At 37.8% G+C, this 25,722-nt stretch carries 27 protein-coding genes and 1 pseudogene; 19 read left to right on the forward strand and 9 right to left on the reverse strand.

The window, feature by feature from the left end; translation table 11 throughout:
- Positions 1-211: 211 nt before the first annotated feature.
- Positions 212-628 (reverse strand): annotated as a pseudogene (locus CBG10_RS04500) (glycoside hydrolase family 68 protein); the annotation flags it as partial.
- Positions 629-1,246: 618 nt separating this feature from the next.
- Between CBG10_RS04500 and CBG10_RS04510 the strand changes: the two are divergent.
- The 3 genes from CBG10_RS04510 (at position 1,247) to CBG10_RS04520 (ending at position 3,764) form a co-directional block, all read left to right on the forward strand.
- Positions 1,247-2,101, forward strand: coding sequence for a patatin-like phospholipase family protein (locus CBG10_RS04510; protein ID WP_019251293.1), 855 nt, complete (start codon positions 1,247-1,249; stop codon positions 2,099-2,101).
- Between the two features lie 16 nt (positions 2,102-2,117).
- Positions 2,118-2,765: a site-specific integrase gene (locus CBG10_RS04515; RefSeq protein WP_066035837.1), complete on the forward strand. Its 648-nt coding sequence runs from the start codon at positions 2,118-2,120 to the stop codon at positions 2,763-2,765.
- A gap of 108 nt (positions 2,766-2,873) precedes the next feature.
- Entirely contained in the window at positions 2,874-3,764 is an 891-nt protein-coding gene (locus tag CBG10_RS04520; RefSeq protein WP_094511784.1) for a DMT family transporter, read from the forward strand.
- Between the two features lie 68 nt (positions 3,765-3,832).
- Here the strand turns inward: CBG10_RS04520 and narI are convergent, their stop codons facing one another.
- Genes narI through CBG10_RS04540 form a run of 4 tightly spaced genes read right to left on the reverse strand, consistent with a single transcriptional unit; the run spans position 3,833 to position 10,300 of the window.
- Positions 3,833-4,522: a respiratory nitrate reductase subunit gamma gene (narI, locus tag CBG10_RS04525; RefSeq protein ID WP_094511786.1), complete on the reverse strand. Its 690-nt coding sequence runs from the start codon at positions 4,520-4,522 to the stop codon at positions 3,833-3,835.
- Entirely contained in the window at positions 4,515-5,093 is a 579-nt protein-coding gene (gene narJ, locus CBG10_RS04530; protein WP_094511788.1) for a nitrate reductase molybdenum cofactor assembly chaperone, read from the reverse strand. The genes narI and narJ overlap by 8 nt, the downstream gene beginning before the upstream one ends.
- Positions 5,086-6,645 (reverse strand): nitrate reductase subunit beta, encoded by a 1,560-nt coding sequence (gene narH, locus CBG10_RS04535; RefSeq protein ID WP_003663646.1) that lies wholly within the window; start codon positions 6,643-6,645, stop codon positions 5,086-5,088. The genes narJ and narH overlap by 8 nt, the downstream gene beginning before the upstream one ends.
- Positions 6,635-10,300 carry a nitrate reductase subunit alpha gene (locus tag CBG10_RS04540; protein ID WP_094511790.1) on the reverse strand — a complete coding sequence of 1,222 codons (3,666 nt, stop codon included), beginning with the start codon at positions 10,298-10,300 and terminating at the stop codon, positions 6,635-6,637. Before CBG10_RS04540 ends, narH begins: the two co-directional genes overlap by 11 nt.
- A gap of 145 nt (positions 10,301-10,445) precedes the next feature.
- On the opposite strand from CBG10_RS04540, the gene CBG10_RS04545 reads away from it, so the two are divergent.
- From CBG10_RS04545 to CBG10_RS04595, 11 genes are all read left to right on the forward strand, one after another.
- Entirely contained in the window at positions 10,446-11,465 is a 1,020-nt protein-coding gene (locus tag CBG10_RS04545; protein WP_094511792.1) for a HesA/MoeB/ThiF family protein, read from the forward strand.
- Positions 11,462-11,959, forward strand: a complete 498-nt coding sequence (locus tag CBG10_RS04550; RefSeq protein WP_094511794.1) for a MogA/MoaB family molybdenum cofactor biosynthesis protein — start codon at positions 11,462-11,464, stop codon at positions 11,957-11,959. Before CBG10_RS04545 ends, CBG10_RS04550 begins: the two co-directional genes overlap by 4 nt.
- A complete protein-coding gene (locus CBG10_RS04555; protein ID WP_094511796.1) occupies positions 11,949-13,166 on the forward strand; it encodes a molybdopterin molybdotransferase MoeA in 1,218 nt (405 codons plus the stop codon). Before CBG10_RS04550 ends, CBG10_RS04555 begins: the two co-directional genes overlap by 11 nt.
- On the forward strand, positions 13,145-13,633 hold the full coding sequence (mobB, locus tag CBG10_RS04560) for a molybdopterin-guanine dinucleotide biosynthesis protein B (protein WP_019251284.1): 489 nt from the start codon (positions 13,145-13,147) through the stop codon (positions 13,631-13,633). The genes CBG10_RS04555 and mobB overlap by 22 nt, the downstream gene beginning before the upstream one ends.
- Positions 13,630-14,205: an NTP transferase domain-containing protein gene (locus tag CBG10_RS04565; protein WP_225361478.1), complete on the forward strand. Its 576-nt coding sequence runs from the start codon at positions 13,630-13,632 to the stop codon at positions 14,203-14,205. The genes mobB and CBG10_RS04565 overlap by 4 nt, the downstream gene beginning before the upstream one ends.
- Positions 14,195-14,479, forward strand: a complete 285-nt coding sequence (locus tag CBG10_RS04570) for a hypothetical protein (protein ID WP_019251282.1) — start codon at positions 14,195-14,197, stop codon at positions 14,477-14,479. Before CBG10_RS04565 ends, CBG10_RS04570 begins: the two co-directional genes overlap by 11 nt.
- Before the next feature lie 150 nt (positions 14,480-14,629).
- Positions 14,630-15,685 (forward strand): sensor histidine kinase, encoded by a 1,056-nt coding sequence (locus CBG10_RS04575; RefSeq protein ID WP_094504413.1) that lies wholly within the window; start codon positions 14,630-14,632, stop codon positions 15,683-15,685.
- On the forward strand, positions 15,678-16,331 hold the full coding sequence (locus tag CBG10_RS04580; RefSeq protein WP_003673997.1) for a response regulator: 654 nt from the start codon (positions 15,678-15,680) through the stop codon (positions 16,329-16,331). The genes CBG10_RS04575 and CBG10_RS04580 overlap by 8 nt, the downstream gene beginning before the upstream one ends.
- 95 nt (positions 16,332-16,426) lie before the next feature.
- Positions 16,427-16,699 carry a hypothetical protein gene (locus tag CBG10_RS04585; RefSeq protein WP_003663628.1) on the forward strand — a complete coding sequence of 91 codons (273 nt, stop codon included), beginning with the start codon at positions 16,427-16,429 and terminating at the stop codon, positions 16,697-16,699.
- A 5-nt stretch (positions 16,700-16,704) separates the two neighbouring features.
- Positions 16,705-17,673, forward strand: coding sequence for a hypothetical protein (locus CBG10_RS04590; RefSeq protein WP_094511798.1), 969 nt, complete (start codon positions 16,705-16,707; stop codon positions 17,671-17,673).
- A 4-nt stretch (positions 17,674-17,677) separates the two neighbouring features.
- Positions 17,678-18,583, forward strand: a complete 906-nt coding sequence (locus CBG10_RS04595) for a polyprenyl synthetase (protein ID WP_094508827.1) — start codon at positions 17,678-17,680, stop codon at positions 18,581-18,583.
- 60 nt (positions 18,584-18,643) lie between these two features.
- Here CBG10_RS04595 and CBG10_RS04600 read toward each other — a convergent pair whose 3' ends face one another.
- Genes CBG10_RS04600 through CBG10_RS04610 form a run of 3 tightly spaced genes read right to left on the reverse strand, consistent with a single transcriptional unit; the run spans position 18,644 to position 20,530 of the window.
- Positions 18,644-19,837, reverse strand: a complete 1,194-nt coding sequence (locus CBG10_RS04600; RefSeq protein ID WP_035151173.1) for a nitrate/nitrite transporter — start codon at positions 19,835-19,837, stop codon at positions 18,644-18,646.
- Between the two features lie 46 nt (positions 19,838-19,883).
- Complete coding sequence (locus CBG10_RS04605) at positions 19,884-20,129, reverse strand: MoaD/ThiS family protein (protein ID WP_094508823.1); 246 nt, start codon at positions 20,127-20,129, stop codon at positions 19,884-19,886.
- Positions 20,129-20,530, reverse strand: coding sequence for a molybdenum cofactor biosynthesis protein MoaE (locus CBG10_RS04610; RefSeq protein ID WP_035151184.1), 402 nt, complete (start codon positions 20,528-20,530; stop codon positions 20,129-20,131). The genes CBG10_RS04605 and CBG10_RS04610 overlap by 1 nt, the downstream gene beginning before the upstream one ends.
- Positions 20,531-20,660: 130 nt before the next feature.
- Here CBG10_RS04610 and CBG10_RS04615 point away from each other — a divergent pair, with 130 nt between their 5' ends.
- The 3 genes from CBG10_RS04615 to CBG10_RS04625 are packed head-to-tail and all read left to right on the forward strand — an operon-like array spanning position 20,661 to position 22,871.
- A complete protein-coding gene (locus CBG10_RS04615) occupies positions 20,661-21,110 on the forward strand; it encodes a flavodoxin domain-containing protein (protein ID WP_094511800.1) in 450 nt (149 codons plus the stop codon).
- Between the two features lie 13 nt (positions 21,111-21,123).
- A complete protein-coding gene (locus tag CBG10_RS04620) occupies positions 21,124-22,098 on the forward strand; it encodes a FecCD family ABC transporter permease (protein ID WP_405076818.1) in 975 nt (324 codons plus the stop codon).
- Positions 22,095-22,871, forward strand: coding sequence for an ABC transporter ATP-binding protein (locus CBG10_RS04625; protein WP_003673988.1), 777 nt, complete (start codon positions 22,095-22,097; stop codon positions 22,869-22,871). Before CBG10_RS04620 ends, CBG10_RS04625 begins: the two co-directional genes overlap by 4 nt.
- Positions 22,872-22,930: 59 nt before the next feature.
- On the opposite strand, the gene CBG10_RS04630 is transcribed toward CBG10_RS04625, so the two are convergent.
- Positions 22,931-23,950, reverse strand: coding sequence for an ABC transporter substrate-binding protein (locus CBG10_RS04630; protein WP_094508815.1), 1,020 nt, complete (start codon positions 23,948-23,950; stop codon positions 22,931-22,933).
- 137 nt (positions 23,951-24,087) lie between these two features.
- On the opposite strand from CBG10_RS04630, the gene CBG10_RS04635 reads away from it, so the two are divergent.
- Together CBG10_RS04635 and CBG10_RS04640 are read left to right on the forward strand one after the other, a co-directional pair.
- Positions 24,088-25,047 (forward strand): hypothetical protein, encoded by a 960-nt coding sequence (locus CBG10_RS04635; protein WP_019251280.1) that lies wholly within the window; start codon positions 24,088-24,090, stop codon positions 25,045-25,047.
- A gap of 9 nt (positions 25,048-25,056) precedes the next feature.
- Complete coding sequence (locus tag CBG10_RS04640; protein WP_094511804.1) at positions 25,057-25,494, forward strand: hypothetical protein; 438 nt, start codon at positions 25,057-25,059, stop codon at positions 25,492-25,494.
- The last annotated feature ends 228 nt before the right edge of the window (positions 25,495-25,722 follow it).

Raw genomic sequence — 25,722 nt, forward strand, 5'->3', positions numbered from 1 at the left:
TTACATAACCACTTCGTATGGGCTAAGCTATTTAATTTATTAGCCATATTTATATAACCTCTTTTCCCTTATTGACTTTGGCTTGAACACCTACATCTTAAGGCAAAAGAGGCCTTTTTTATATAATTTTTATCGCCCACCCGCATAGCAGGTGGTTTTTTGTTTCGTGCACTCGCTCTGCTCGCGCAGTCAACCAGGTCTAAAGATATTAATAAGGACCAGTCAGACTATCAGCAACATATTCAATCATTGCCACATTATCACCAACCGTATAATTGGCATTCATCCATGCATCATCATTACTTCTTCGATTTAAGCGGGTAGCGGCAAACAAGTAATACTTATTACCCAATCTAACTACATTTGGGCGCTCAATTTCATCACTTACCATTGGTGCAGAAATTAATGGTGAGTATAATTCTGCCACTTTAGGATTCTTTTCGTCCTTATTTAGTTTGAGGATACCGATAGCTGCATTAGCCCAGGTTGCCCGACTCTTAATATCATCATTGGAAAGAATTCTAAATAAACTCTTGATATTAAATGCATCATCTCCGCCATAATTTAGCCAGTTATAAATTTGGTCCTCGCCTTGATAATTTTCTAAACCAGTACTTGCTTCAAAAACACAGCAATATCATTATTGCCTGTTGTAACTTGTACAGTAGAAGAATCATTATTTTCAATATTTATGTCTGAGGATGCGTTTATAGTTGTTGCACCAAATACCAGCGCAACAGTAGAGAGTTTAACGACTGCCTAGTTTTTACCGCTTTATACATTTTCTTATGTTCCTTGCGTTCTAGCATAGAAATAACCCGTTTTTTACTTTTTTGCTAAACGTTTAATAATTAACTGTGCACCTTTTTATTATGATTATCTTAAATTATCAATAGTTTCTTCATAAAAAGTTCATATTTAAATAATTACTGTCTACTCACTTTTGGTAGTACTACTTATCTCCCTCTGAGACGAATTTTAATGACCTACTATTCATTAAAATGATTTTCATTTTGTCTGAGAGGGAATTACTATTTTTATCCCGCTTTTTGCATTATTTTAAAATTAGTAAGACTCTTTTGATAAAAGAGTCTTACGTTAACTGAGAATAAACGTTGATATAATAAGCTTTTAAAATTCTATATTTTCGTGTGAGACTGTTGTATAATTTTATTGAAAAAGTGTCTCACTAAAAATTAAGTCATTTTTGCTATTTTTAGCGGACAAAAAGGAGTTATTTCAGTTTATGTTATATAATGCAGCATTAGTTTTAGAAGGTGGCGCATTCCGTGGACAATATACTGCCGGAATAGTTGATACATTTCTCGCTCACCATATTGAATTTCGAAGTGTAATTGGCGTTTCTGCTGGTTCGCTTTGTGGAGTTAATTTCGTTTCTAAGCAATATGGACGCGCGGCCAATATTAATATTAATCATCGGCACGATCGTCAATATATCTCGATGGCTCGCGTATTTAAAAAGCAAATAATCAATCTTGATTATCTTTTTGAGGATCACGGATATTCTTGGCAGAATTTTAACGAGGCAGCTTATCGGCGTTCAGCATCCCATTTCACAGCAGTCGCTACTTCTGTGAAAACAGGAAAAACAGTTTTGTTTACGGATCCTGTTGGTGAGGAGCTAACCAATGCCCTCAAAGCTTCTTCTTCGATGCCCTTTCTTTCAGATCCACAGGAAACATCCCAAGGGCCTTGTCTTGATGGCGGGATTACAGATTCTATTCCATTTGATATTGCACAACAACAAGGATATGACAAGATTGTTGTTGTCCGGACCAGAGATGTTAATTACCGGAAGAAGCCATCCAGTTCTGCTGTAAAGAAGTTATATAACATGGTATATAAAGATTATCCTGAATTTGCTAAAGCAGGGATCGATCGCCCCCTTCTCTACAACCAACAGATTGCTGAAATCAATCGCCTAGCTCGTGAAGGAAAGATCTTTAATATCGCTCCCTCTAAACCAATCAAGATTAAACGGATTGAAGGAAATGTTAAGAAGATTCGAGCACTTTACGAAACTGGTCGGAAAGAAGGAGAGAAAATCGTCCCTACTTTAGTTGATTACCTCACAAACTAATAAAGGAATAAATATTATGTCAACTAAAAAGCGAATTTATATTCCCAAAAATAAAACTAACGGTCAAATTAAGGGTAAACGGAAAATATGGGTAGAGAATGTTAAATTTTTAACTCTTGAAGAATATGATCAGCTCCGTGAGACAATTAAGTTGCATTCTCGTCCTGAATTGGTTAACCGGAACCTATTACTAATTGCAATTGCCCTTAATAACGGATTACGAGCATCAGACGTTGTGACATTAAGGGTTGGTCATGTTCTAAACAAAACTAAAACCCGTGTTATTGAACAAAAAACTGGTAAAGCTAAAACCCTCTTTTGGAATAATTGCCTTGCTGAGATTATTGATTATCTTAACGACTTAGATTACAAAGATGAAAATGATTACCTTTTCCCCGGAAAACAAGAAGGCCATTTTTCGGTGCATGGCTTTTATGAGATGTTGCAACGAATGGCTAGAAAAACGGAAAATAATAAAATCGTTGCTAAGATTGGAACACATTCTTTTAGAAAAACTTTTGGTCGCCAACTCTATAAGAAGGGGGTTAACGTTGAAATCATTTCCCAGTTGTTTAACCACTCTTCCGAACGGAATACGCGCCACTATCTGGGGATTGAACAAGAAGACCTTGATAAAGTGGTTCAAAATTTCAAATTCGAATAGTTATTATTCTGAATATTATGTAAATTAAAATATTTAGTCATTTTCCTAATAGACTTAAGGATATAATTCATTAGGATTAAAGTAATAAAATGTATTGGATGTGACTAAATGAATATAAAAAGTGTCTCAAAGAAGCAATTATGGGGAATTGAATTAAATCTGGTTTCTCTCCTATTTAGTAGTATTAGTCCAGTTCTAAACAAGTTTTCACTTACTAGCTTAAGTCCGGTTGTTGGGGGAATCTTTACTAGTGCGTTTGCTGCAATTTTTACTTTTGCAACAATCCTCATTACTCGTCAACATGTTTCTTTGACCAATCTTAAGCGCATGTGGTTATGGCTTTTGGGTGGAACAAATGCAATCGGAATTATTCTTCAATACATTGCCCTCTCAACCCTAAGTCCAATCACGGTTACCCTTATTGCTCGGATGTATTTAGTTTACGTTTTCTTTCTATCTTATATCTTCTTAAAGGAAAAGATTACAAAGTGGGATTATTTAGCAATTATTCTTTGCATTCTTGGTTCTTTCTTTATTTCAGGAAGTCGTCTTCAATTTAGTGATAATCTTCTCGGCTTGATTTGTGCATTCATCTATCCACTAATGTACGCCGCCAACAATATCGTGGCTAAGTATCTAGTTAGTGATGAAGAGCCAAGTAATGTCTTGTTCTTTAACCATTTTACTTCGGCTCTTTTACTTTTCTGCTATGCTCTCATAACAGGAACGTCATTTAGCCATATTTCTAGTCAAGCAGTTGCATTTAATTTTGGTGGAGCATTCTTTAATGGCTTCATGTCACTACTTCTTTTCTATACTAGCTTACAGTTTATTACAGCTGGTAAAGCAAATATTGTTCGTGCACTTGGTCCAGTAATTGTTATTATTTACTCTTCATTTTTCTTTCCTGTTCAGGTAACTCCTTCCCTGGTTTTAGGAGCTATTTTAGTAATTTTAGCTAGTACAATTGTTACCTTTACAAGAACAAATCACGAATAATCGTAATATAAAAGCATCAGAATTTCCCTGTAAAGAAATCTGATGCTTTTATTATATCTTCTTATATACTAATAAACCCTTGCACGGCGCCGATAGACAATAAAACGACGGAAAATATATTGCCAAGGTAGTGTTAAAGCGTGAACCAACCGGGTGTATGGGAAGTAACCAAAAATTGCTAATCCACAAAGAATATGAATTTTATAAATTAATGGCACTGAACGCATCAATTGCCATTGAGGATTAAGAACGAATAGACTTCTTGCCCATGGACTAATTGTTGTCCGATAATTGTAATCAATAAATGCACCCGTAATAGTACATGCTAGACCTAATGCAATTGTAACCAATAAAGCCCAATCGACAATAATATCATTGATATCACTTGTCTTATAAACACGAGAACAAGTCATTCGCCGATAAGTCAAAATTGCAATTCCGACAAATGCAAGGATTCCTGCTGGAATTCCCATCATTAATGAACCAAAGATATGGTACATATGTTCAGTAATCCCAAAGTAAGCTGTCCAACTTGCCGGGATAAACATTCCTAAGCAGTGACCAAAGAAAGCTAAAATAATTCCAATGTGGAAAGTAACGCTTCCAATCATTAGCCATTTCTTTTCAAAAAGTTCACTTGATTTGGCAGTAATTGAGGGATGAAAATATTTAAATCTAACAAATGTTCCAATGAAAAATGATGCCAACATTATGTATGGATAAATAACCCATAAGAAAATTGACCAGCCATTATGCATCTTCTTGCACCTCCATTTTAATACACGAACCAATTAATGAACGTATAAGTCTGATTAACTGAATATAGGGACTATCACTATCTGTCACTGCATTTTTTAAAAGGGTATAAGTTCCATCTTCAATCACACTTAATGCTAATTGGATATCCTGACGACGCGGATCATTAGCATAATCGCCATATGCTAGAAATTCTAACAATAGAGGCAAATAATCAGAAAGTTCACTGGTCGCTTCTGATATACCAAACATCTCATATAACATTTTCAACCGTGCTAAAATGGTTCCTCGTTCACGGGAATCGGTCATCTTATAGTATGACATATAAAGAGTATAACGTCGATTCATTTCAAAAAGGTGAGCGTACATCTCTTGGACTTCGATTGAAGATAGTGCGGCTAATTCATCAAAAAGGCTTAATAATTCTCCTCGCGTTGCTGTTGATAATGCGTTATCTGTAAGTAATAGTTGACGAATCTCTGGTGAAAATGTTTCTGTATCAGGATAGTCAATCAAACGGGAAAGAACGGCAAATATATCCTTTAAATCTGTCAATCGTCTAAAATCAATCACGCCAAATCCCTCCATAGAAACTATCAGCATAAATCTGATTAGTTGATTTGCCAGCTTCTGCCTTTTTAAACATACTCTTGTGTTGGGGAGCTAATGCACAGCCTTCACATTCATCATAGCCAAGACTACCTTGTTCGGTTTGTGCATCTTCCATTTCTGCCTTTTGGCTACTTGGAATAACAAAGCGGTCTTCATATTTAGCAATTGCCAGTAAACGATAAAGTGATGTTGCCCGTTCTTCTGTTAAATCAACTCGTTCTAGTTTACTGCTATCAAAATCCCGACCACTAGTCTTAGCACGCATGTATAGCCGCATCATTGCAAGTTTATATAAGGCTTTCTTGATGACAGGAACGTTTCCTGCAGTTAATAGACTTGCCAAGTATTGAACAGGCACCCGCATTTGATCAATTCCTGGGAAGATCATTTCAGGATTCTTTATTGAGTCCCGTCCTTCAAAGTAACTCATAACTGGCGATAGCGGCGGAATGTACCAAACCATTGGCATTGTCCGGTATTCTGGGTGAAGTGGGAAGGCAATTTTTTCTTTTACTGCCATTTTATAGATCGGTGACTTTTGTGCAGCTTCAATCATCTCTTCAGAAATGCCATCCTTGAGTGCTTGCTTGACAACTTCAGGATCGTTGGGATCGAGGAATAAGCCAAGTTGTGCTTCATACAGCTTACTCTCATCAGGAGTTGATGCTGCCTCTTCTACTCGATCAGCATCGTATAGAATAGCACCAATATATCGAATTCGACCGACACAGGTTTCGGCACAAACTGTTGGTTGACCTTCTTCAATTCGCGGATAACAAAAAGTACATTTTTCAGCCTTATGAGTCTTCCAGTTAAAGTATACCTTCTTATAGGGACATCCAGTCATGCAAAAACGCCATCCCCGGCAGCGTTCTTGGTCTACTAAAACAATCCCATCTTCATCTCGTTTGTACATTGCGCCTGATGGACAAGAGGCTACACAAGGAGCATTCAAACAGTGCTCACATAATCGGGGAAGATACATCATAAATGCCTGTTCAAAGTTATTCTTAATATCCCCTTCAATTTTTTGCATGTTAGGATCCTGTTGGACATATTCAGTTGATCCCGCTAAGTCATCATCCCAGTTAGGACCAGTGGTTAATTCCATTCCTTCGCCAGTAATTTGCGACTTAGGACGAGCAACAGGCTGGTGCTTTTGTTCAGGGCCAAATAACGTCTTATAATCATAGGTCCATGGTTCGTAGTAGTTATCTAACTCTGGCATATCATTATTGTAAAAAATCTTGCCAAGAGCGATTTTATTTAATTTACTTCCAGCACGTAATTTTAATTTACCTTTTGAATTAAGGGTCCACCCTCCATGGTATTGATCTTCATCTTCCCAGCGTTTTGGATAACCGACACCTGGCTTAGTTTCAACATTATTAAACCACATGTATTCAGCGCCTGGACGATTTGTCCATGTATTCTTACAAGTTACTGAACAGGTATGACAACCAATACACTTATCGAGGTTTAAGACCATGCTGATTTGTGCTTTAATCTTCACTCCAGTTCACCTTCTTCAGTTTTCTTACATTTGCATAAAGATCACGTTGGTTCCCAGTTGGTCCATAGTAATTCCAACCATAACTCAATTGGCCGTATCCTCCAACCATGTGTGTTGGCTTAACGTGGATTTGCGTTGGTGCATTATGTGAGCCCCCACGATTACCGGTAATGGTAGAAAGAGGTTCGTAAATTTCGTTATCTTGGGCGTGATACATGTACATTGACCCCTCAGGCATCCGAACAGAAACGACCGCCCGCGCAGTAACAACCCCATTACGGTTATAAACTTCGATCCAGTCGTTATCTTTTACCTTAATCTTATCAGCATCTTGGGGACTAATCCAAATAGTTGGACCACCCCGGAATAATGTCAACATTTCAAGGTTATCGTAGTACATCGTATGAATATTCCATTTACCATGAGGAGTCATATATTTAAGTGTAACTTCATCTTTTACTGGTGGAACATCAACATCTCCTGGGGCCATTACAACTGGTGGTAAGGATGGTTTATAAGTTGCCATATTTTCACCAAATTCACGGAAAATTTCATGATCAATGTAGAAATGCTGACGACCTGTAAGAGTAAATGTAGGAATATTTCGCTCAGTCATTAATGAGAATGGTGTGTATCGAGCCCCACCATGTTTAGCAGAAGTTCCGATTGGTGTTGGATAGGCTTCTTGTGGTTGAGCAGTGATTTGCTTAAATGACATTGAATCATCAGCATGACCACGGCCAATATCTGTTAAATGTTCACCAGTTCGCTCTTGCTTCTTTTCCCAGGCTCGGTCAGCGAGTTTACCATTGGAAGCAGTTGACATCCGTAAGATTGCATCACATACTTTTTCATCTTCATCAAGTAACGGACAGCCTGCACCAATGCCTTCGCTGGCAGTTCCATTCATTCCCTTTAAATAATCATATTGATCATCGACTTTATAGCCATAGTTATTCACTATATTAGGTCCAAGGGTAATGAATTTATCGTAAATCTTGGTGTAATCACGAGTAACCAATTTCAAGGAAGGCATTGTTTTTCCTGGAATTGGTTCAGTTTCACCATTCTTCCAATCTTTAATTTTCCCGTACGGTTGAGCAATTTCTCCCTGGGTATTATGGCCAAGTGGTGCACTCTTAAGATCGTAAACTGTTCCTGACATGTATTTCTTTGCCATTTCAGAAACAGTTTTTGCTAAGAGCTTGAATTGTTGCCAGTCAGACTTTGATTCCCACATCGGACTGACTGCTGCATTAAATGGATGAATAAATGGGTGCATATCAGTTGATGAAAGGTCCTTCTTTTCATACCAAGTAGCAGCTGGCAAGACAACATCAGAGTACATAGGTGTTGAAACCATGCGGAAGTCCATATCAACAACAAGATCTAACTTACCAATTGCTCCCTTGTCACGCCAAACCATATCTTGGGGCTTAACTCGATCATTTGGCTTAGCAAGTAATCCGTTTTCAGCACCTAATAAGTGTTTCATAAAGTATTCAGCACCTTTGCCAGAAGATGCAAATAAGTTTGAACGCCATAGGAAGAAGGCTTTGGGTTGATTTTGGTTAGCATCAGGATCTTCAGCAGCAAAATGCAAAGTCCCTTTCTTCAATTCATCGACAACTTTCTTTGAAATTTCATCAATATCAGTTGTATTGTAATCTTTTGCAAAAGATAGTGGATTACGGTCAAATTGCGGATATGATGGTAACCATCCTAAACGAATTGCCATTTGATTATAGTCAGCATTATGTAAGTAAGAATGTTTACTCTTCCAAACCGGTGACTTTTGAGCTTGGTTATCAATTTCTTCATAACGCCATTGGTCAGTAGCAAAGTAATACCAAGTAGTACCTTGCATTTGCCGGGCACCACCTTTTTCCCAGTCATTAGCAAAGGTAATATTTGCCCAACCTTCTTGTGGACGGAGCTTTTCTTGACCAACGTAGTGAGCCCAACCACCACCAGTCATACCAACACAACCACACAACATCAGCATATTAATAATATTTCGATAGTTCATATCGGCGTTGAACCAGTGGTTGACCCCACCACCCATGATTACCATACTTCGACCTTCATTTTCGGCCGCGTTTTGGGCAAATTCACGAGCAATTTGAATAACTTGCTCTGCTTTTACTCCCGAACGGCTTTCTTGCCAAGCAGGAGTAAAGTAACTTTCAGCATCCATTGCATCTTTAGCAGCAAGTTCATCATTACCAGTCCGATTAATTCCCATTTGAGCCATCATCAGATCATAAACATTAGTTACCAAGTGTTCTTGGCCATCTGTGAATTTGAGTTTTTTAACTGGTAAATGACGTTGAACAACGCTGTTTCCGTCATTACTAAATGCAGGGAAATCAGCAATAATTTGTTCAGTTTCTCCACCTTGATCATTAATAGAAAGTGCCGGATCAATCTTATTGCCATTTTGGTCCAATAATTCAAGATTCCATTTTTCTTTAGCATTATATTCCTGACCCATCGTTCCATTTGGAACAACAATTTTGTGGTTATTTTGGTCATAAACCACCGTCTTCCATGCTGGATTGACAATCGTATCATCATCAACTAAGTCACTAATCCGAACAAAACGACCTGGTGTATAGTGATCATCATTTGCTGTACTTGGTTCCAATTCAACCATGAATGGCAAATCAGTAAATCGCTTGGAATAATCAATGAAACGTTTGACTGGGTGCTTTTGGTAGAATTCATCTAAAATCACATAAATCATTGCTTGAGCCACCGCAGAATCACTACCTGGTTCTGGTGCAAGCCAGTCATCAGCGAATTTTACATTTTCAGCATAATCAGGGCTAACTGCTACAATCTTTGTTCCTTTGTACCTAACTTCTGTCATGAAGTGTGCATCTGGTGTCCGAGTTAATGGGACGTTTGATCCCCACATAATAATGTAGGAACTGTTATACCATTCTGCAGATTCTGGAACATCAGTCTGTTCACCCCAAACTTGGGGAGATGCAGGTGGTAGATCAGCATACCAATCGTAGAAACTCATTTGTTCCCCACCCATTAAGGCGATGAATCGGGCTCCAGCACTGAAACTCATCATTGACATTGCAGGAATTGGGGTAAAACCACCAATACGGTCGGGCCCATACTTCTTAATTGTGTATAAGCAGGCAGCTGAAATTATTTCTAATGCTTCATAACGATGAACACGAATTAAGCCACCGTGTCCTCGAACCATTTTATACTTTTTAGACTTTTCTGGATCTTCGACAATACTTGCCCACGCATCTAAGGGATTTTCATGTTCTTTCTTGGCAGCAGTCCAAAGCTCCCATAATTTACCACGAATATATGGGTACTTAATTCGAACGGGACTATATTCATACCAAGAGAAACTAGCTCCCCGTGGACATCCCCGTGGTTCATATCCTGGAATATTAGATCCGCATGATGGATAATCTGTAGCTTGATGTTCCCAAGTAATAATTCCTTGCTTGACATAAACATTCCAAGAACATGAGCCTGTACAGTTGACTCCATGGGTTGTTCGAACAACTTTGTCATGCGCCCATCGCTGACGATAAAGCTTTTCCCAACGACGACTATTTTCTTCAAGTTGTGTAAAGGTTCCATTAAACTTATCAACCTTGTTAAAGAACCGTGACTTCATCGTTGATTGACCTCCTTTATTGAATGGCTTACCAATATTAAAAATAAAGTAAGTCTTTTCCCTAATGTAAAGATTAGCACCATAACTGCTATACTACGACTAGGGAAATACCTATATTTTCGAACTAAATGAGGTGTTAATAACCATGAATCGTTACGATCGTCAAGAAAGGGTACATCAAATTGGTGTCGTTGGTCAACAAAAAATTAGCCATGCAACTATTATGATTGTCGGTGTAGGGGCATTGGGAAGTTATACAGCTGAGCAACTTGTCCGTGCCGGAGTTAAAAGGCTTGTCTTAATTGATCCTGACACTGTTGATGTAACTAATCTTCAACGTCAATCGCTTTTCACCGAAGAAGATGCTAACCAACAACGGCTTAAGGTCGAAGCAGCTAAAGAACATTTACATAAAATTAATTCAGCATGTCAAATTATTGCAATCCCAGCGCCAATTACTGCTGATCTTATTGACGAATATCAGTTTACCCTTTGTTTAGACTGTCTTGATAATTATCAAGCACGCGATCTATTAAACAAATTGGCAATCATCAAAAATTTTGATTATCTGTTTGCCAGCTGTGCAGGAACCTATGGAAACGTAATGGCGATTTCACCACAAAATCATCCCTGTTTGAATTGCCTTTTTCCTAATATCAATGAACTAAAGCAAAATGATTGTGATTTAATTGGGGTTAATACTGCTTTAATTCCTATTGTAGCGGGAGTACAAGTATCTTTAGCGCTTCATTATCTGGTTGATAAGACACAGGTTAACTTTAATGAATTGATCACTATTGATAATTGGTCAATCCAATTTAGTAAATTTATCATTAATAAAAATAGCCATTGTCCGGCTTGCGCTAATCCTAGCAGCATTTCTTTGGAAGAAGAATCAGTACCAGAATTACATATGTTATGTGGGGAAAATGCATATTATACGGTCAAAGAGAAAACTATTGATTTTGGCAGACTTAAAGAATTTTTGGCTAAAAAAGAGCTCTTAGTTAATGCAAATCGATTGTTTCTTCATTTTAAATGGAAAAATCGTCCAGTAAGTATATTCAAGAATGGTAAGATTGTTATGTATGACTTACCCACTTCGGCGATTGCCCAGAAACAGTTTAAGTCGTTAAATACTTTGATGAAAGAAGATATATCATGAAAAACATCGCAATTTTAACAGTTAGCGATAGCCGGACATTAGATAGCGATACTTCTGGAAAATTAATTGCTACAAAGATGGCTAACGCGGGCTTATCAGTAGTTGATCGGTTAATCGTTAATGATGATATTGTCAATATTCAAACTGCCTACCTCCAATTAGAACAACAATCTCCTAATATCATTATTACTAATGGTGGAACGGGAATTGCCCAACGAGATGTTACAATTCTAGCCATCCGCCCTCTTCTAAAACGCCTAATTCCTGGTTTTGGGGAAGCATTTCGCCAGATATCATTTGATGAAATCGGTACCCGAGCCCTTGCATCACAAGCACTAGCCGGATTTAACTACCGCAACCAGCTTACTTATTGTTTGCCAGGTTCCCACAATGCCTGTCAAACAGCTCTAAGTAAACTAATTTTGCCAGAATATGAACATTTATTATTTGAAAGCAGTTCCCAACGAAAGGAAGTTCACCACCATGCTCACTAGAAGGACACCAATCTCTGTTGCCGAGGCACAGAAAAAGATTAACGAAATCCCCCTGAAAACAACTACAGAAACAATTCCCCTATCAGAAGCTAACCATCGTATTTTAGCTGAGGATGTCCATGCTCATTATGACTATCCTCATTTTCGCCGAGCCGGAATGGATGGGTATGCAATTTTAGCCAGCGATGATCATGACTTCCCCCGCGAGTTTAATGTCCGAGGAGAGATTCAAGCTGGAGCAACTTGGGATCAACCGTTACAGTCAGGGGATGCCGTCCGAATTATGACTGGTGCATATGTCCCTTCTGATGCGGGGAAAGTAATTCGAATTGAAAAAACTCGTCCTGCTGAAGAGAAAAATAAGGTTCAAATTATTACAACTGAGAGTAAAACTAACATTACAGAAACTGGTACTGATGTAAAAAGCGGTGATATCGTTTTAGCAAAAGATCAGGAAATAAATCCCGGTGGCCTAGCAGTCTTAACGGCTTTTGGTGTTCAAGAAGTAACAGTTTATAAAAAACCACGGATTGCAATTATCGCTACTGGAACTGAATTATTAGGCCCTAATGAGACAATTGAACAGGGAAAGATCTTTAATAGTAATGGCATTATGTTAAAAAATCTGGTAGAAGAAACTGGTGGGATTGTTGATTTTGAAACCCAATTACCAGATGATGCTAATCTTATCAAGCAGACTCTTGAAGAACAAATAGCAACTCATGAAATTGTAATTACTGATGGTGGCGTTTCTGTCGGTGATTTTGATTTCATTGGAGATGAAGCACGTAAAGCTGATGAATTGCTGTTTAATAAGATTAAGCAACGACCAGGAAGCGTTACGACTGCCTTTGTTCAAAACAATACGTTAGTAATGGCTCTTTCTGGAAATCCAGGCGCTTGTTTTACTGGCTTTTATCTCTACATGGAACCGCTGATTCGACGCTATCAACACCAAGCAAGCCGAATTAAGCGAGTACGGGCAATATTAGCAGCCCCATATAATAAAACTAACGGCTTTGATCGTTACCTTCGTTGTACTTATGAATTCAAAGATGATCAGTTTTATGTTTATCCAAATGGAATCAACCGATCTGGCTCATTAGCTAACCTCCAGACGACGACCTGTTTGGCACTGATTCCGCATAGTACAACTCCAATGAAGGTCGGAACGGAGACTGACGCATGGCTATTACCCTTCAAATAATCGGTCATAAGAAAAGCGGGAAAACTCTTATCACGACGGCTTTAATCGAAAGGCTTTCAAAAGAAGGATATCGAGTAGCTGCTCTTAAACATGATGCCCATAATGCTACAATGGATGTGCCAACTACTGACAGTGCTAGAATGAGTAACGCTGGAGCAAACCAGGTTATCTTACAATCTGCCACTGAATTTTTCTTTCATCAAAAAAGTAATGTTCCGGCTTTAACGGAAATGGTTGAGTTGTTAAGTGACGACAATGATTTTGTCTTAATTGAAGGCCATAAGGAAGTCACTCAATATCCGCAAATTTTATTATTAAAGCCTGGCGAAGATCCTACTAATATTGCTCCTACTACGCCGCTTAAAACCGGTAGTATTTTTAGTGGGATAAATGCTGACTTACTAGGGAAAAATACAATTGTAAACTGGTGCTATAACTACTTAAAACAAATAAAGGAGAATGCATGATGATTGGATTAGTATACGCGGGCGGCAAATCTATTCGCTTTGGTAAAGACAAGGCCACTTATCATGTTCCAGGATTACCAGCTACCAATGTACAGCTAGCAGTTGAGAAACTAATGCCCCTTTGTCAGCAGATCATTGTTTGTGCTAATGAAACAAATCGTGCACATATAATAGAATTAGTTGGTCAAGTACCGGCTGTGCAGATTATCTGTGATATTCCTCCTTATGATCATCATGGTCCCCTTTCAGCAATTATTGCTTGTACTAGTCAATTTTCCGTTGTTCAAGACTATTTAACTTTAGCTGTTGATTATCCATATATCACAAAAGATGCACTTGCCATTCTTGCTCGTACATCTAACTCTTATATTGTAACAAGTCAGCATAAACATTATTCATTAGCTCATTTTTCAATTAGCAATGAACAAGTTACTACTTGGGTTGATAATAATAGTGACTGGCGATTACGTAGTTTCATCACTAATAAATGCGGGTGTTATCCCCTTGTATATCGCTCAAGTACCGAATTTTCAAATTTAAACTATCGTGAGGTCGATTTAAATGAAAAGTAAAGATTCAATGACAAATCCTGATTTTCAAAAACTAATTTCTCTTGTCTTAAATGACTTAACAATCAGACGAACAATGTTAGAAAATCGGGAACAAGAAGTAAACCAACAAATGAGTTCGCTGGAAAAAGATGCTGAATTAGAGCAACTGGATGACCAAATTCAACAAATTCAAGCTGATTTTGATCATTACCGCGAATTCCAGGATCCGGAATTTGAGTTTAGTGCAACCAAGTATTTCCAAGGACCATCGATGGGTTTACCACGACATCCTTAAAACTTAGATGGCAGGACTAAAAGAAGCAGCGCTTTTCTAGCCCTGCCTTTTAAGTTGTCTATCATTGCTTCTAACCAAAGAAAGCGTTATTATATAAAATAGGAATATTATGATAGCAATTGGGGAATTTTATTGGGGGGGAAGCAGATCGTGCTTGAAACAGCTAATTGGATACAAAAATATTTTAATCAATCACCAGATGCAATCTTCTTGTTTAAAAATGATGATCTTTTAGTTAGTAATGAGCCAGCACAACGGTTAGTTACTATGCTTAATTTAGATGTCAATTACCTATTACAAATTGGAAAAAACGCTTGGTCACAACTAGAAAATGATAACTGTGCGTCATGTCTGATTAAAAAGCGGTTAAAGGGAGCTACAGTTCCGATAACATTCCATTCTAATGCTACTCATCCCTTTCATTTTTCAATGGTTTATCTTCCTCTTGATGATAAGGAAAATATCTTTGCCTTGACTCTTGAAAATCGTGAGCAACAGCAGCGCCTTTCTCAAGTTGAGGAGCAACGAATTCTCAATCAATATGTCAATGAAGCGCATGAAAAGGAACGGCAAAAAATCTCACAAGATCTTCACGATAGTGTTGCGCAGGGAATCTACGCGGCAATAATGGGTATTCAAAGATTAGCAACGGTGCAAAATCAAAGAAACACTGAGCAGTTTCAATCAATGAGTGCTGCAATCGAAAAACAGTTACAAACGACCCTTAAAGAAATTAAAGAGCTCGCACTCGATATCCGCCCCTCGGTGCTCGATAATTTTGGCTTAATTCCAGCAATCAAAGCTTTGGCAAAACGGCTTCAAAATAGTACAGGAATCACGATTAATGTTATAGCCCTTACCTCTGCCGAAAAACTGCAAAAAAATATCCAAAACGTTCTTTACCGAATTACACAAGAGGCAATTAATAACGCAATTAAGCATGCTCATTCAACAGAAATAACTATTATTGTTACCAACCATAATAGTTACCTTCAGTTAGAGATCCTTGATAATGGTATCGGCTTTGATCTTGAACAGCATAGCGGATTTAATGGGCATTCACTTGGATTAATGAATATGAATGAACGCGTTAAGGCATATAATGGGGCCTTTACAATTACATCAAAAATTAATAAGGGAACGACAGTCAAGGTGAAGTTTCCCTATAATAATTTAAATAAGGATACGGTGAGAACAAATGTATAACGTTTTAGTTGCAGACGATCACGCAATCGTTCGTTCAGGAATTTCATATTTAGTCGATCTTCAGCCGAATTTTACGGTGGTTGATGGGACAGCGAGTGGAACAGATACATATATTCGAGTTGAACAAGGTGGAATTGACATTTTAATTATGGATTTAAGTATGCCCCCTGGCGAAAATGGTCTGATTACGACTCGGCGAATCCATGACAAGTTTCCAAAAGTTAAAATTATCATTCTCTCGATGCACGAAGAACAGGAGTATATCAATAAGGCAATGGCAAATGGCGCAATGTCTTATATTTTGAAGAGTTCACCGGATAGCGAAATTGTTAACGCCCTTAAACATGTTATAAATGGTGAAAAATACCTTGATGCAAACATCATTGTTAGTAAGAAAGACATTAAGGAAATAAATGCTTCTGGTAACACCTTAAAGTTAAAGGGCTATAATGGTCTCTCTAAAAGAGAAAAAGAAGTCTTTCCACTTATTGCTTTAGGGTATTCAAATAAGGAAATCTCCCAAAAGATGTTTATTTCAACAAAGACAGTAGAAGCTCATAAAGCAAATATTTCACGCAAACTTCATTTACATGGACGGGTTGAACTAGTACAATATGCTATTCATCACCATTTAATTGACCTTTAACTAGCGGAGATTCTGAATTAAGAAGAATCCCCGATTTTATTTACTTCGATATTTTTTTACAATAAAAGAAATACGATTAAAGGAGTGGATTTATAATGGCGACGAACCTCAGTCGAGAGGATGAGTTACGGGGAATCCTCAGTGATGTTGCTCGCAAACGCTTTACTAATAGTCGACAAGTTAATCCCGTTTCCAACCTGTTTTTAACAACTAAATATGCAGTTGAAAACCAATATATTTCTGGAGCAGTTATTGACGAATCATTTAGTTCAACATTAGCAGAGATAAATTTAAAAAATGCTGTTTTAACTGATCGCGGTCGTAATAAGCTTGCACAACTTCTCACCCAATCAGCAAAGGAGAATTAATTAAGATGGATATTCAAGATAAGCTAAAACGAGATTACGAAAATAAATCGATCTATACTGCAGGCTTTTACGCAGACCCAGATAATGACCTTGAAAATCGTAAAAAATTATTTGATGTCTTAAAATCACTAGTTGAGAATCAAGAAGCCACAACGCCATTTGCTTTACAAATCATGCTTACAAATGGCGAAATTAATGTAATGCCCCTCGGCCTCGTTGATCTTGATGAACTTAAAAAATATGAAAATGAACAACGATCTAAGCATGGTTTAGATGAACATAACAATGATATTCCTCTTCTAATCCAATATGCCCCTCATGCAGAGAAAAAAGAAGTGGTTAAAAAAAGAATAGGTACAGTTCAAGATCTTTTTACAAACTTTAACGAGCAAATTGAAAAAATATGGCAAACTATTAAGAAATTTATGCAGGATAATTTTGCTTTATTAACGACTATCGAAAAGGATTTGATTGCTGATAGTCAAAATGTGATGCAAGAATATCGGATTACTTTTTCCAAGATGACTGAGGCTGAACGAAAAGAAAAGCTGGGGTTTAGTGTTCCGGAAAATGAAATCAACCAATTTTGCCGTTACATGGCTGATATGCATGAAGTACAAGCAGTCGTATTATCTGCTGGTGCTTTCGTTAACCATGAACTTCTTGGTAAAAATTCCTTTACTGAGATGATAAGCGATAACATTCGACGGAGCACCCTCTTCTGGGTTCTTGATAATACCTTCTACGAAATTTACTACTACTTCTACATGAGCAATGCCAATGATAAGCTTCATAAACGACTTAAACATCAACGAGAAACCTTTATCGTTAATATGCGTAATGATGCTTTTCACCGTGCACAAGAATTTACTGAAAAGCAAATAAAAAAGGTTGATTTTAATGAATACTTCAGTGATATCTTCATCCCCGTTGCTGAACAAATAATTGCTGAAGTAAATAAATTTAAGGACTGATACTGTGAATTTAACACCAGATGAACGGCTGGCAGATGCATTAACAACCATTATTTATCAATATCCTCCAATGGTTAGTGAAATGATTAATCTTAATGCCGGTGAAAAAGAACGTCTGCTAAGATTATCGATTTTTGAAGCTTTCAGTCACCTCAGCGAAAGAGATCTTACGATTGATCAAATCACAGCTGCTCAATTACCAGAACTACTGGCATTAGCAACTTATTTGAATCCTCCTTCTTTTCAACCAAATAACCTAACTCCTGGGGAATTTGCTAGTCAAAAGGCATATTCATATGTTGCGAGCTACTTGATGAATCGCTTTGTCCATTCGTTAAGTACTGTAGGTAATCCTCCACAGGTACTTGAAGAGTTGATAACTGACGCTGGGGATGTGATGCTTGCACAGGTTCGACGACTGCAGTTTAACTATAATCAGCAATTTAAGGTAGCTGATTATTTAGCAGATGTTAAAGCACGGTGGGGATTACTTGGAGCAATGACCGCAAAACAAAGTGCCGTCCTTAGTGGAGCAGGAAATGAAATTGTCTCGCTTGCAGGACAGATTGGTCAAGCCTTTGGTACTGCTAGTTATATTACACATGAGTTTCAACAGCTTAGCAATGATCCTAACTTGTTTATAAAGATGATAACGGCTGGGCAGTATCCACTGGCACTTTTATTCGCTCGTCAACAAGATCCACAATGGTTTAATAATTTTTTCTCTTCAAATCATCGTCCTTCACAAGAGATATTTAACCAAGCTTATAACTTAGTGCTTAGCCGCACTGATGATGTCAAACAACTAATCACCGACATCTTCTCCCAGTTAATCCTTGATATTGAAGTATTACCGACTGGTCAAACTCAGGATGAATTGCTTAAACTAGTTGAAGAATTAAAAAAATAATTTAAAACTAAAAATGGAGATTAAGGAAGAAATTATCCTCATCTCCATTTTTTAATGTGCTTATTTAACGATATGAACGTCACCATGAATATAATGTTTCCATAGAGCAAACCAGCAAATTGCACCGGTTAGCGCTAAGAGCGCAATTCCAAGCTCATAACTACCTGTCCATTGGTAAATATAACCAATAATTAGTGGTGGGAAGAATCCCCCCAGGCCACCAACAGCTCCAACAAAACCAGTAACTGCTCCTGTATTACCTTGGGATACATACGGAACCATTTTAAAGACAACCCCGTTACCTATTCCGGCAGAAAGACCAACCAAAACAATTCCTGCGATAAACATGAATTGATTGTGGAAACTAAGCATAATCCAAATAGCAAAGATAACGATTGCTACAAAGACCCATTGTAATAATGCCATCGGTCGTTTCCTATCGGCAAGGTAACCACCAAATGGCCGAACTAACGTACATACAAAGGCAAATAAGGCTGAATAAAGACCTGCTGTAACAGGAGTATAATGGAACATCCCAGTTAAGAATGTCGGCGTTAAATTTGTAAAGGCAACGAATAAACCGAATGTAAGGAAATAGAACAGTGATAGGTACCATGTTCCACTGTCTGTGGCAACAGATAATGCGCCTTTAATCGTCTTGCTTTTATCAACTGGCATTTCCTTACAAAAAACTGCAAAGAGAACACCAAAGATCACTGTAAGAATAATCAAGAAGTAATAAACACTATCAAATCCCGCCGCCTTAGAAATATACGGTAAAGTCATTGCAGCTACAGCATTCCCCATGTTTCCCATTGAGACAATCCCAAGAGCTAGTCCCTGCTGTTCTGGCGGGAACCAAACTGAAGCATAAGAAACTCCAACAGCAAATGATGTTCCTGACATCCCAACGAGCAATGCAGCAAAGAGCAACATCCCGAATGAATGGACATGTGGAATCATAATTAGTGGAATCAAAATAAAAGCCATCAAAATCAAATAGACCTTTTTCCCACCATAACGATCACTCAAGATCCCCACTGGAATTCGCATAATTGACCCCAAAAGGACAGGCGTTGCTAATAATAACGTTCGCTGCGATACATCCAAATTGAACATCTCGGCGACCTGGGATGCAAGTGGAGCAAAGTTAGACCACGACATAAAACAAACAATCATTGCAAGCGTGGAGAGGATTAATGCAGTATAAGCATTTCGCCTACTCCCATGAGCAACATCTTTAACACTTGACATAATCAAGTCCTCCTCCTATTTAATTCTAACTATCTTTTAGAATGATCTAGCCACCACTAACCGGCGGAATGATTGCGATTTCAGCATCGGCCTCTAAGTTAATTGTATCAGCGTTAACAAATTCTTGATTAATGGCTACTCGCGAATTTGCTAAAGTTGACGTCAGTTGTGGTGCACGCTGGCTAATTTGCTTAAGAAGGGCGTCTACTCGAATAGGATTAGTAACATCAAGAGTTATAGATGGCCCTAACTGATCTTGTAAAAACGCAAATAATTTAACGTTAATTTCCATTAGTTTCCCCACCTTATCTTATCTGTATCGTATTCCTTTTTCCAGATTGGTACTTCATGCTTAAGTGTATCAATTACATATTGACACCATTTGAATGCTTCTGCCCGATGCGGTGCTGCCACGCCTACGAATACCGCGATATCAGTAAGACCCAATTCGCCAGTTCGGTGAGCGACAACAACGCGTCCTCCTTGTTTTTCAATCGGTGCTGCAATTTTTTCTAATTGTTTTTCTGCCATTGGATGATAAGCGGAATACTCAATCTTAGTAGTCTCGATCTCGCCAGTCCATTGACGAACAGTGCCGACAAACATATCAATTCCTCCGTACTCTGGAGCAACGAGCTGTTTATACATTTCACTTACCTCAATAGGCTCATCGCTTATTCGTAAATAATGCAACAATAATCACCCGCCTTTATCATGCTTATTATTACACACGATTATAGTTCTTTAGAATTAGTCAAATCCCTAATAATAGGATTTTAAGAGACTTGTTATACTAGCATCTGAATGAAAGGACGATTAATCAATGAACACTTTAATTCTCTACGATACACTCTATGGTCATAACTTCGAATTAGGAAACTTTATTCATCAGACTTTACTTCCATCTGCCATTTTTCTTTCTTTTAAGGAGGCCCTCCAAATAAAATTGGATAGTATTAATTTACTTATCCTCTGTCCTTGTACTTATGGCGAAGGACAGCTGACAGCACCTGAAGAAAAGTTTTATAATTATCTTTGTCAGTTTTCTCCCATAAGACTAACGTATTATATTGCAGGTGTAGGAGACAAGAATTTTGGTCCGGCAAAATTTGCAAACGCGGTAAATATTTTTGATCATCAATTGCGTCAACATGACGCCTCACCATTAGCATCTTCATTAAAAATTGACTACGAAGACCTACCAGTTGCTCAGCAAACAGTTACTGATGAAATCACTAATTTCTTAAGAAAAGGAAGAGATTCTAATCACTAATCATCATTATCACATAACCCTTTTTACTGCGATTTTATTAGTTATTATCGCAATAGTTCTTGCTCTTTCTTGTGGACGGATTTATTATTCACCAACCATAATCATTCAAACGCTCTTTCACCCACAAAATAATCCAGCCGCAGCAAACATTATTTTTAACCTTCGTCTTCCAAGAATCATCAGTGCCCTGTTAATTGGCGCTGGTCTAGCAATGGCTGGTTGTTCTTTCCAGAGTGTTTTTCATAATCCTTTAGTTTCACCTGATATTTTAGGGGTCTCATATGGTTCGGCTGCCGGAGCTGCTAGTGCAATCCTCTTGGGCTATGGTATTGGACTTACTCAACTCTTTGCTTTTATTGGTGGGATTATTGCGGTTAGTTTAACTTTATTGATTGCTCATACCCTTCATCAACGTGGAACCTTAATTTTAGTATTAGCTGGAATTGTGATTTCTGGATTTATGCAGGCTTTGGTTGGATTACTAAAGTATATTGCTGATCCAGATTCACAATTACAAAGCATTGTCTACTGGCAACTAGGCAGTTTAGCAAAAGTCGATTTTTCAAATATTATTGCTGTTCTTCCTTTTCTGATTGTAGGGGCAATAATTCTGTTTGTTCTCCGCTGGCATATGACAATTCTTTCGCTCGGCAACCAACAAGCACGTCTAGAAGGAATTAATGTGGACATGGAACAACTACTGATAATCACTGCCAGTACGTTTTTAACCGCTGCAACAGTTTGTCTTAGCGGAAATATTGGCTGGATTGGACTTGTAATTCCTCATGTTGCTCGACTTTTAGTTGGTGATAATGCAAAAGAAACCCTTCCCCTTGCAGCAGTTATCGGCGCACTCTTTTTATTAATTGTCGACACAATGGCGCGATCTCTATCGGCAGGAGAAATCCCATTAAGCATTCTGACTGGTTTCATCGGCACCCCCCTATTTGTTTATATTCTAATTAAGAAGAAGGTGCAATTAAATTGAAAGTCCTCGAAGTTAATAACCTTAGTTTTGCCTATTCAAAAACGCACCCAGTCTTTCACAACGTTAACTTTAGCCTCGAAGCTGGAGAGGTATTTACTATCCTTGGTCCTAACGGTGTTGGAAAATCAACTCTTCTCCACTGTTTAGTCGGACTTTTGACACCGAATGAAGGAACCGTAATAGTTAACGGAAAAGAGCTTGGAAATTTAAAGCACAAAACGCTTGCACAACAAGTTGCCTATGTTCCTCAGGATTACCATATTAATTCCAATCTAACAGTGCTTGATTATCTATTAACTGGCCGTGCACCCTACCTTTCTTTTCTTCAAACCCCGCACCAGAAAGATGCTCAACTTGCTGAAAACTATTTACAGCGATTTCATCTTTCGCCTTTTCGTGATCATCCCTTTATTTCATTAAGCGGTGGTCAGCAACAGCTAATTACGATTATTCGAGCCCTGCTTCAAGAACCACGCTTGTTAATTCTCGATGAACCAATGGCTGCCCTTGACTTAAGTCGACAGTACGAAATATTAAAACTAATTCAAGACCTAGCTCAGCAAAAAATCACTATTATTCTTACTACCCACCTTCCAGATCATGCTTTAATGTTACCGACTACAATTGGTCTTCTTGATTCAAAGGGTTCCATGATTACTGGATCGCGTGAGGAGTTAATGACAACTGAACAGCTAAAAAGAATCTATCAAGTTCCACTAACTCTTACTTATTTATCTGACCTTCAACGGTACACTTGTCAGATTAGGTTATAATTAAAAACATCCCCTTATTTTGGATAATTAATATCCATTTTAGGGGATGTTTTCTTATACTAATTTTCACCAGCTAAAATTTGCTTTGCTTGTTTAGCTGTTAAATTGTAGTGGTAATATTTTTGATAGAATTTTTGAACTTCAGAGACCATGTTAATATTCTTCATTTCTTGGGGATGAAGCGTCTTAGCTGCCCATAAGACTTGCAGTGCCTCTTCTGCGCTATAACGATCCCATGGGAAGGTACCTTGAGGATTTCCGTATACTTTATTTTCGCGCACAGCCTTTAAGTGACTTAACTGGCTATTGGCACGTAATGCTTTTCGTGCTTGGGCAGTAGACGTACTACCAACGATAATTACATCAGGATTGACCTTAATTAATTCTTCAGGCGTGACCGAAATCTGATTTCCCTTTTTAGAAATAGCATTCTTTCCACCAGCTAGTTTAATCCATTCATTAACAATTGTTTTTTGCCCATCAACCTTGGTAAGATCTGTTGAATTAACAATATGAAGAACTGTTGGTGTTGATTTCCGGCTCTTTAAATGCTGTTTAACAAGATTAATGTTGTTTGTTAATTCTTTGTTGTATTGCCGAGCAATCCTTGGAGATTTCCCACCTAAAACATTTGCAGTTAATGTGACCGACTTCTTTAACCCAGCAAAATCGGTATACATTGCATTAACTGTTGGTAATTTTGCTTGCCGGGATTCCTTTATTTGCGCTTGATCAGAGGCAATTACAACGTCTGGTTTTGTCTTTACCAATTCTTCAACTTGAATTTGATTACCGACTAATGGTGCAGCAACTTTAGCAATTTTTGGATCTACCACTGTGAACCAATATTGCTTCTTAACAAGAGGAGTAGTTGCGACTAACTTAGATTGTCCCCCTAATAACAAGACAACCTGATTATTAGCGTGCCATAAGTCGGCAACTCGGTTAATTTTCTTAGGGATCTTTACTTTTTCTCCCGTCATATCGGTTACGGTTCTTGTTGAACTAGCCATCGCCGAACTGCTAACGACACTGCTAAACAGTAAAAAGATTGCTAAAAGTTTCAATAATTTTTTCATTATGATCTCCTGTATTTTGTTATCCAAATTCAATTATAGCCGAGGCAAATGTAATTAAAATAAGGGTTTTCATCTAATTCCCTAATATCTTCTTACTTGTTTTCATATTAAAATCAAAGAAAATGGAGGAATTATTTATGAAGCGAAATCTTAAATCAGCAGTATACAAACACCTAAATTTTGTTAATGATTTTCAAAATTTCTTTGATTTTCCGGATTTTCGTGAGATGCGCCCAATCATCCGTGAAGCAGTTCAGCAGCTTGCTAAAGATAGCTTTTCGCAATCAGTCTTACCGGTTAAAATTGAGCATCAAGCACTTGCAATCGAACAACAATTAGAACGGGAAACTAGAAAATATCAGCAACAAGGTGGTTTCTATCCTAATCAACAATCTGAACTCCATAATTTAATCCGACTCTATACCAACCTCTTACAAACGATTAGTAAACGTAAAATAATTGACCAAGAGATTGAAGATATTATCTATGCTGTCAACCAAACTCGTAAAAGCCTCCGTGAATTAAAAGGACTTGAGGGTTCTGGCCCTTTGTATGAGGACAATCAAGATAAGGAACTTGTGCCAGGAACCTTTTATGATATTGTAACGCGACAACTAATCCGTCCTTACTTGTTAAATCCACGTGGGAAGATGGTTCCAAAAAACGTTAATTCCGAAGGACGACAATTAGTAATTCAAATGATTACTTATTGTTACCGTGACTGGGATTCTTACCTTACTCACCAATACGATGAGCAATATAACATCAAAAATGAACGTGGCCTGACAAGCAACGAGTATTACGATAAATTAGAGGAAAATGAACTGAAATATGCTGACCATGCCTATGCTGAAGTGATTGCAGATACGTTTAACGAATTTAAAAAAATTCTTGTTCCTGAATATCTTGCCACGCTCGATATTATGTCAACTAACATTGAGAAAATTCTTATCCGATATCCTCGTCTCCGGCCGCAATTTAATCAAGTAATCGCAAAGAATTTTAAGCTCGATGCCCACGGGAAAATGCACGTGATGGATGAACCACTTCAAGATATCAAAAACAAGTATAACTACTACCGTGAAAACTTTAGTTAGGAGATTATAATGAAGCCCAAAATTACACCTGAAATGAAGCTAGGAACAAGAGAATTTGAAAATACTATGTTTATGCTCAATATAGCGCCTCGCGAAGAAAATATTAACCGGTTTGCGCTACAAGGTAACCTCATTCCAGAACGCCTAGACGAGGTTGCTTGGTTCTTACCAGTATACCTTTCAACTGATTTTAACCTCTTCTTTGTTTTTGCTCCAAATATCAATAATCGATGGGCAATTAGTTGCTCACAAGTTCATATTGAGAATAATAACCAAATTACAGCAATGAGTGAGACGGTTCCAACTGGCCTTGGCTTGAATGCAGTAAATGAATTGGGTCCTAGTTCCGCCATTGAACTAATAGCTTATCTAAAAACACTCGAAGTAAATGGATTAGGTTATTTTGACGAAGAAATTGGTAAAGAAGAAAATGTCCGTCTTCAATAAAAAAGATGGTAGATATCCGCTTTTTTATATACTAATTATATAAAAACGAGAGTGGAAAATAACCTCCTCGACAAGGCGGTTGGCTAAGCTAGGACGATGATTAGCACGGCACGGGCTGATTATCGTTCGTACTTAGACTCGAGCCTTGTGGTTATTTTCCACGTTATCTTTCTATTGTTCATAAAAGTAGTTGAGGCTGAGAGAAAACATAAGTTTTCTCTCAGCCTC

It is taken from the genome of Limosilactobacillus reuteri (assembly GCF_002254085.1).
GTDB classification, from domain to species: Bacteria; Bacillota; Bacilli; order Lactobacillales; family Lactobacillaceae; genus Limosilactobacillus; species Limosilactobacillus reuteri_K.

Bases quoted from the DNA above. Each gene is read 5' to 3' on its own strand.
- CBG10_RS04510 (WP_019251293.1), top strand. From the start codon at position 1,247: ATGTTATATAATGCAGCATTAGTTTTAGAAGGTGGCGCATTCCGTGGA.
- CBG10_RS04515 (WP_066035837.1), top strand. From the start codon at position 2,118: ATGTCAACTAAAAAGCGAATTTATATTCCCAAAAATAAAACTAACGGT.
- CBG10_RS04520 (WP_094511784.1), top strand. From the start codon at position 2,874: ATGAATATAAAAAGTGTCTCAAAGAAGCAATTATGGGGAATTGAATTA.
- narI (WP_094511786.1), bottom strand. From the start codon at position 4,522: ATGCATAATGGCTGGTCAATTTTCTTATGGGTTATTTATCCATACATA.
- CBG10_RS04540 (WP_094511790.1), bottom strand. From the start codon at position 10,300: ATGAAGTCACGGTTCTTTAACAAGGTTGATAAGTTTAATGGAACCTTT.
- CBG10_RS04545 (WP_094511792.1), top strand. From the start codon at position 10,446: ATGAATCGTTACGATCGTCAAGAAAGGGTACATCAAATTGGTGTCGTT.
- CBG10_RS04550 (WP_094511794.1), top strand. From the start codon at position 11,462: ATGAAAAACATCGCAATTTTAACAGTTAGCGATAGCCGGACATTAGAT.
- CBG10_RS04555 (WP_094511796.1), top strand. From the start codon at position 11,949: ATGCTCACTAGAAGGACACCAATCTCTGTTGCCGAGGCACAGAAAAAG.
- mobB (WP_019251284.1), top strand. From the start codon at position 13,145: ATGGCTATTACCCTTCAAATAATCGGTCATAAGAAAAGCGGGAAAACT.
- CBG10_RS04565 (WP_225361478.1), top strand. From the start codon at position 13,630: ATGATGATTGGATTAGTATACGCGGGCGGCAAATCTATTCGCTTTGGT.
- CBG10_RS04570 (WP_019251282.1), top strand. From the start codon at position 14,195: ATGAAAAGTAAAGATTCAATGACAAATCCTGATTTTCAAAAACTAATT.
- CBG10_RS04580 (WP_003673997.1), top strand. From the start codon at position 15,678: ATGTATAACGTTTTAGTTGCAGACGATCACGCAATCGTTCGTTCAGGA.
- CBG10_RS04585 (WP_003663628.1), top strand. From the start codon at position 16,427: ATGGCGACGAACCTCAGTCGAGAGGATGAGTTACGGGGAATCCTCAGT.
- CBG10_RS04590 (WP_094511798.1), top strand. From the start codon at position 16,705: ATGGATATTCAAGATAAGCTAAAACGAGATTACGAAAATAAATCGATC.
- CBG10_RS04600 (WP_035151173.1), bottom strand. From the start codon at position 19,837: ATGTCAAGTGTTAAAGATGTTGCTCATGGGAGTAGGCGAAATGCTTAT.
- CBG10_RS04605 (WP_094508823.1), bottom strand. From the start codon at position 20,129: ATGGAAATTAACGTTAAATTATTTGCGTTTTTACAAGATCAGTTAGGG.
- CBG10_RS04615 (WP_094511800.1), top strand. From the start codon at position 20,661: ATGAACACTTTAATTCTCTACGATACACTCTATGGTCATAACTTCGAA.
- CBG10_RS04630 (WP_094508815.1), bottom strand. From the start codon at position 23,950: ATGAAAAAATTATTGAAACTTTTAGCAATCTTTTTACTGTTTAGCAGT.
- CBG10_RS04635 (WP_019251280.1), top strand. From the start codon at position 24,088: ATGAAGCGAAATCTTAAATCAGCAGTATACAAACACCTAAATTTTGTT.
- CBG10_RS04640 (WP_094511804.1), top strand. From the start codon at position 25,057: ATGAAGCCCAAAATTACACCTGAAATGAAGCTAGGAACAAGAGAATTT.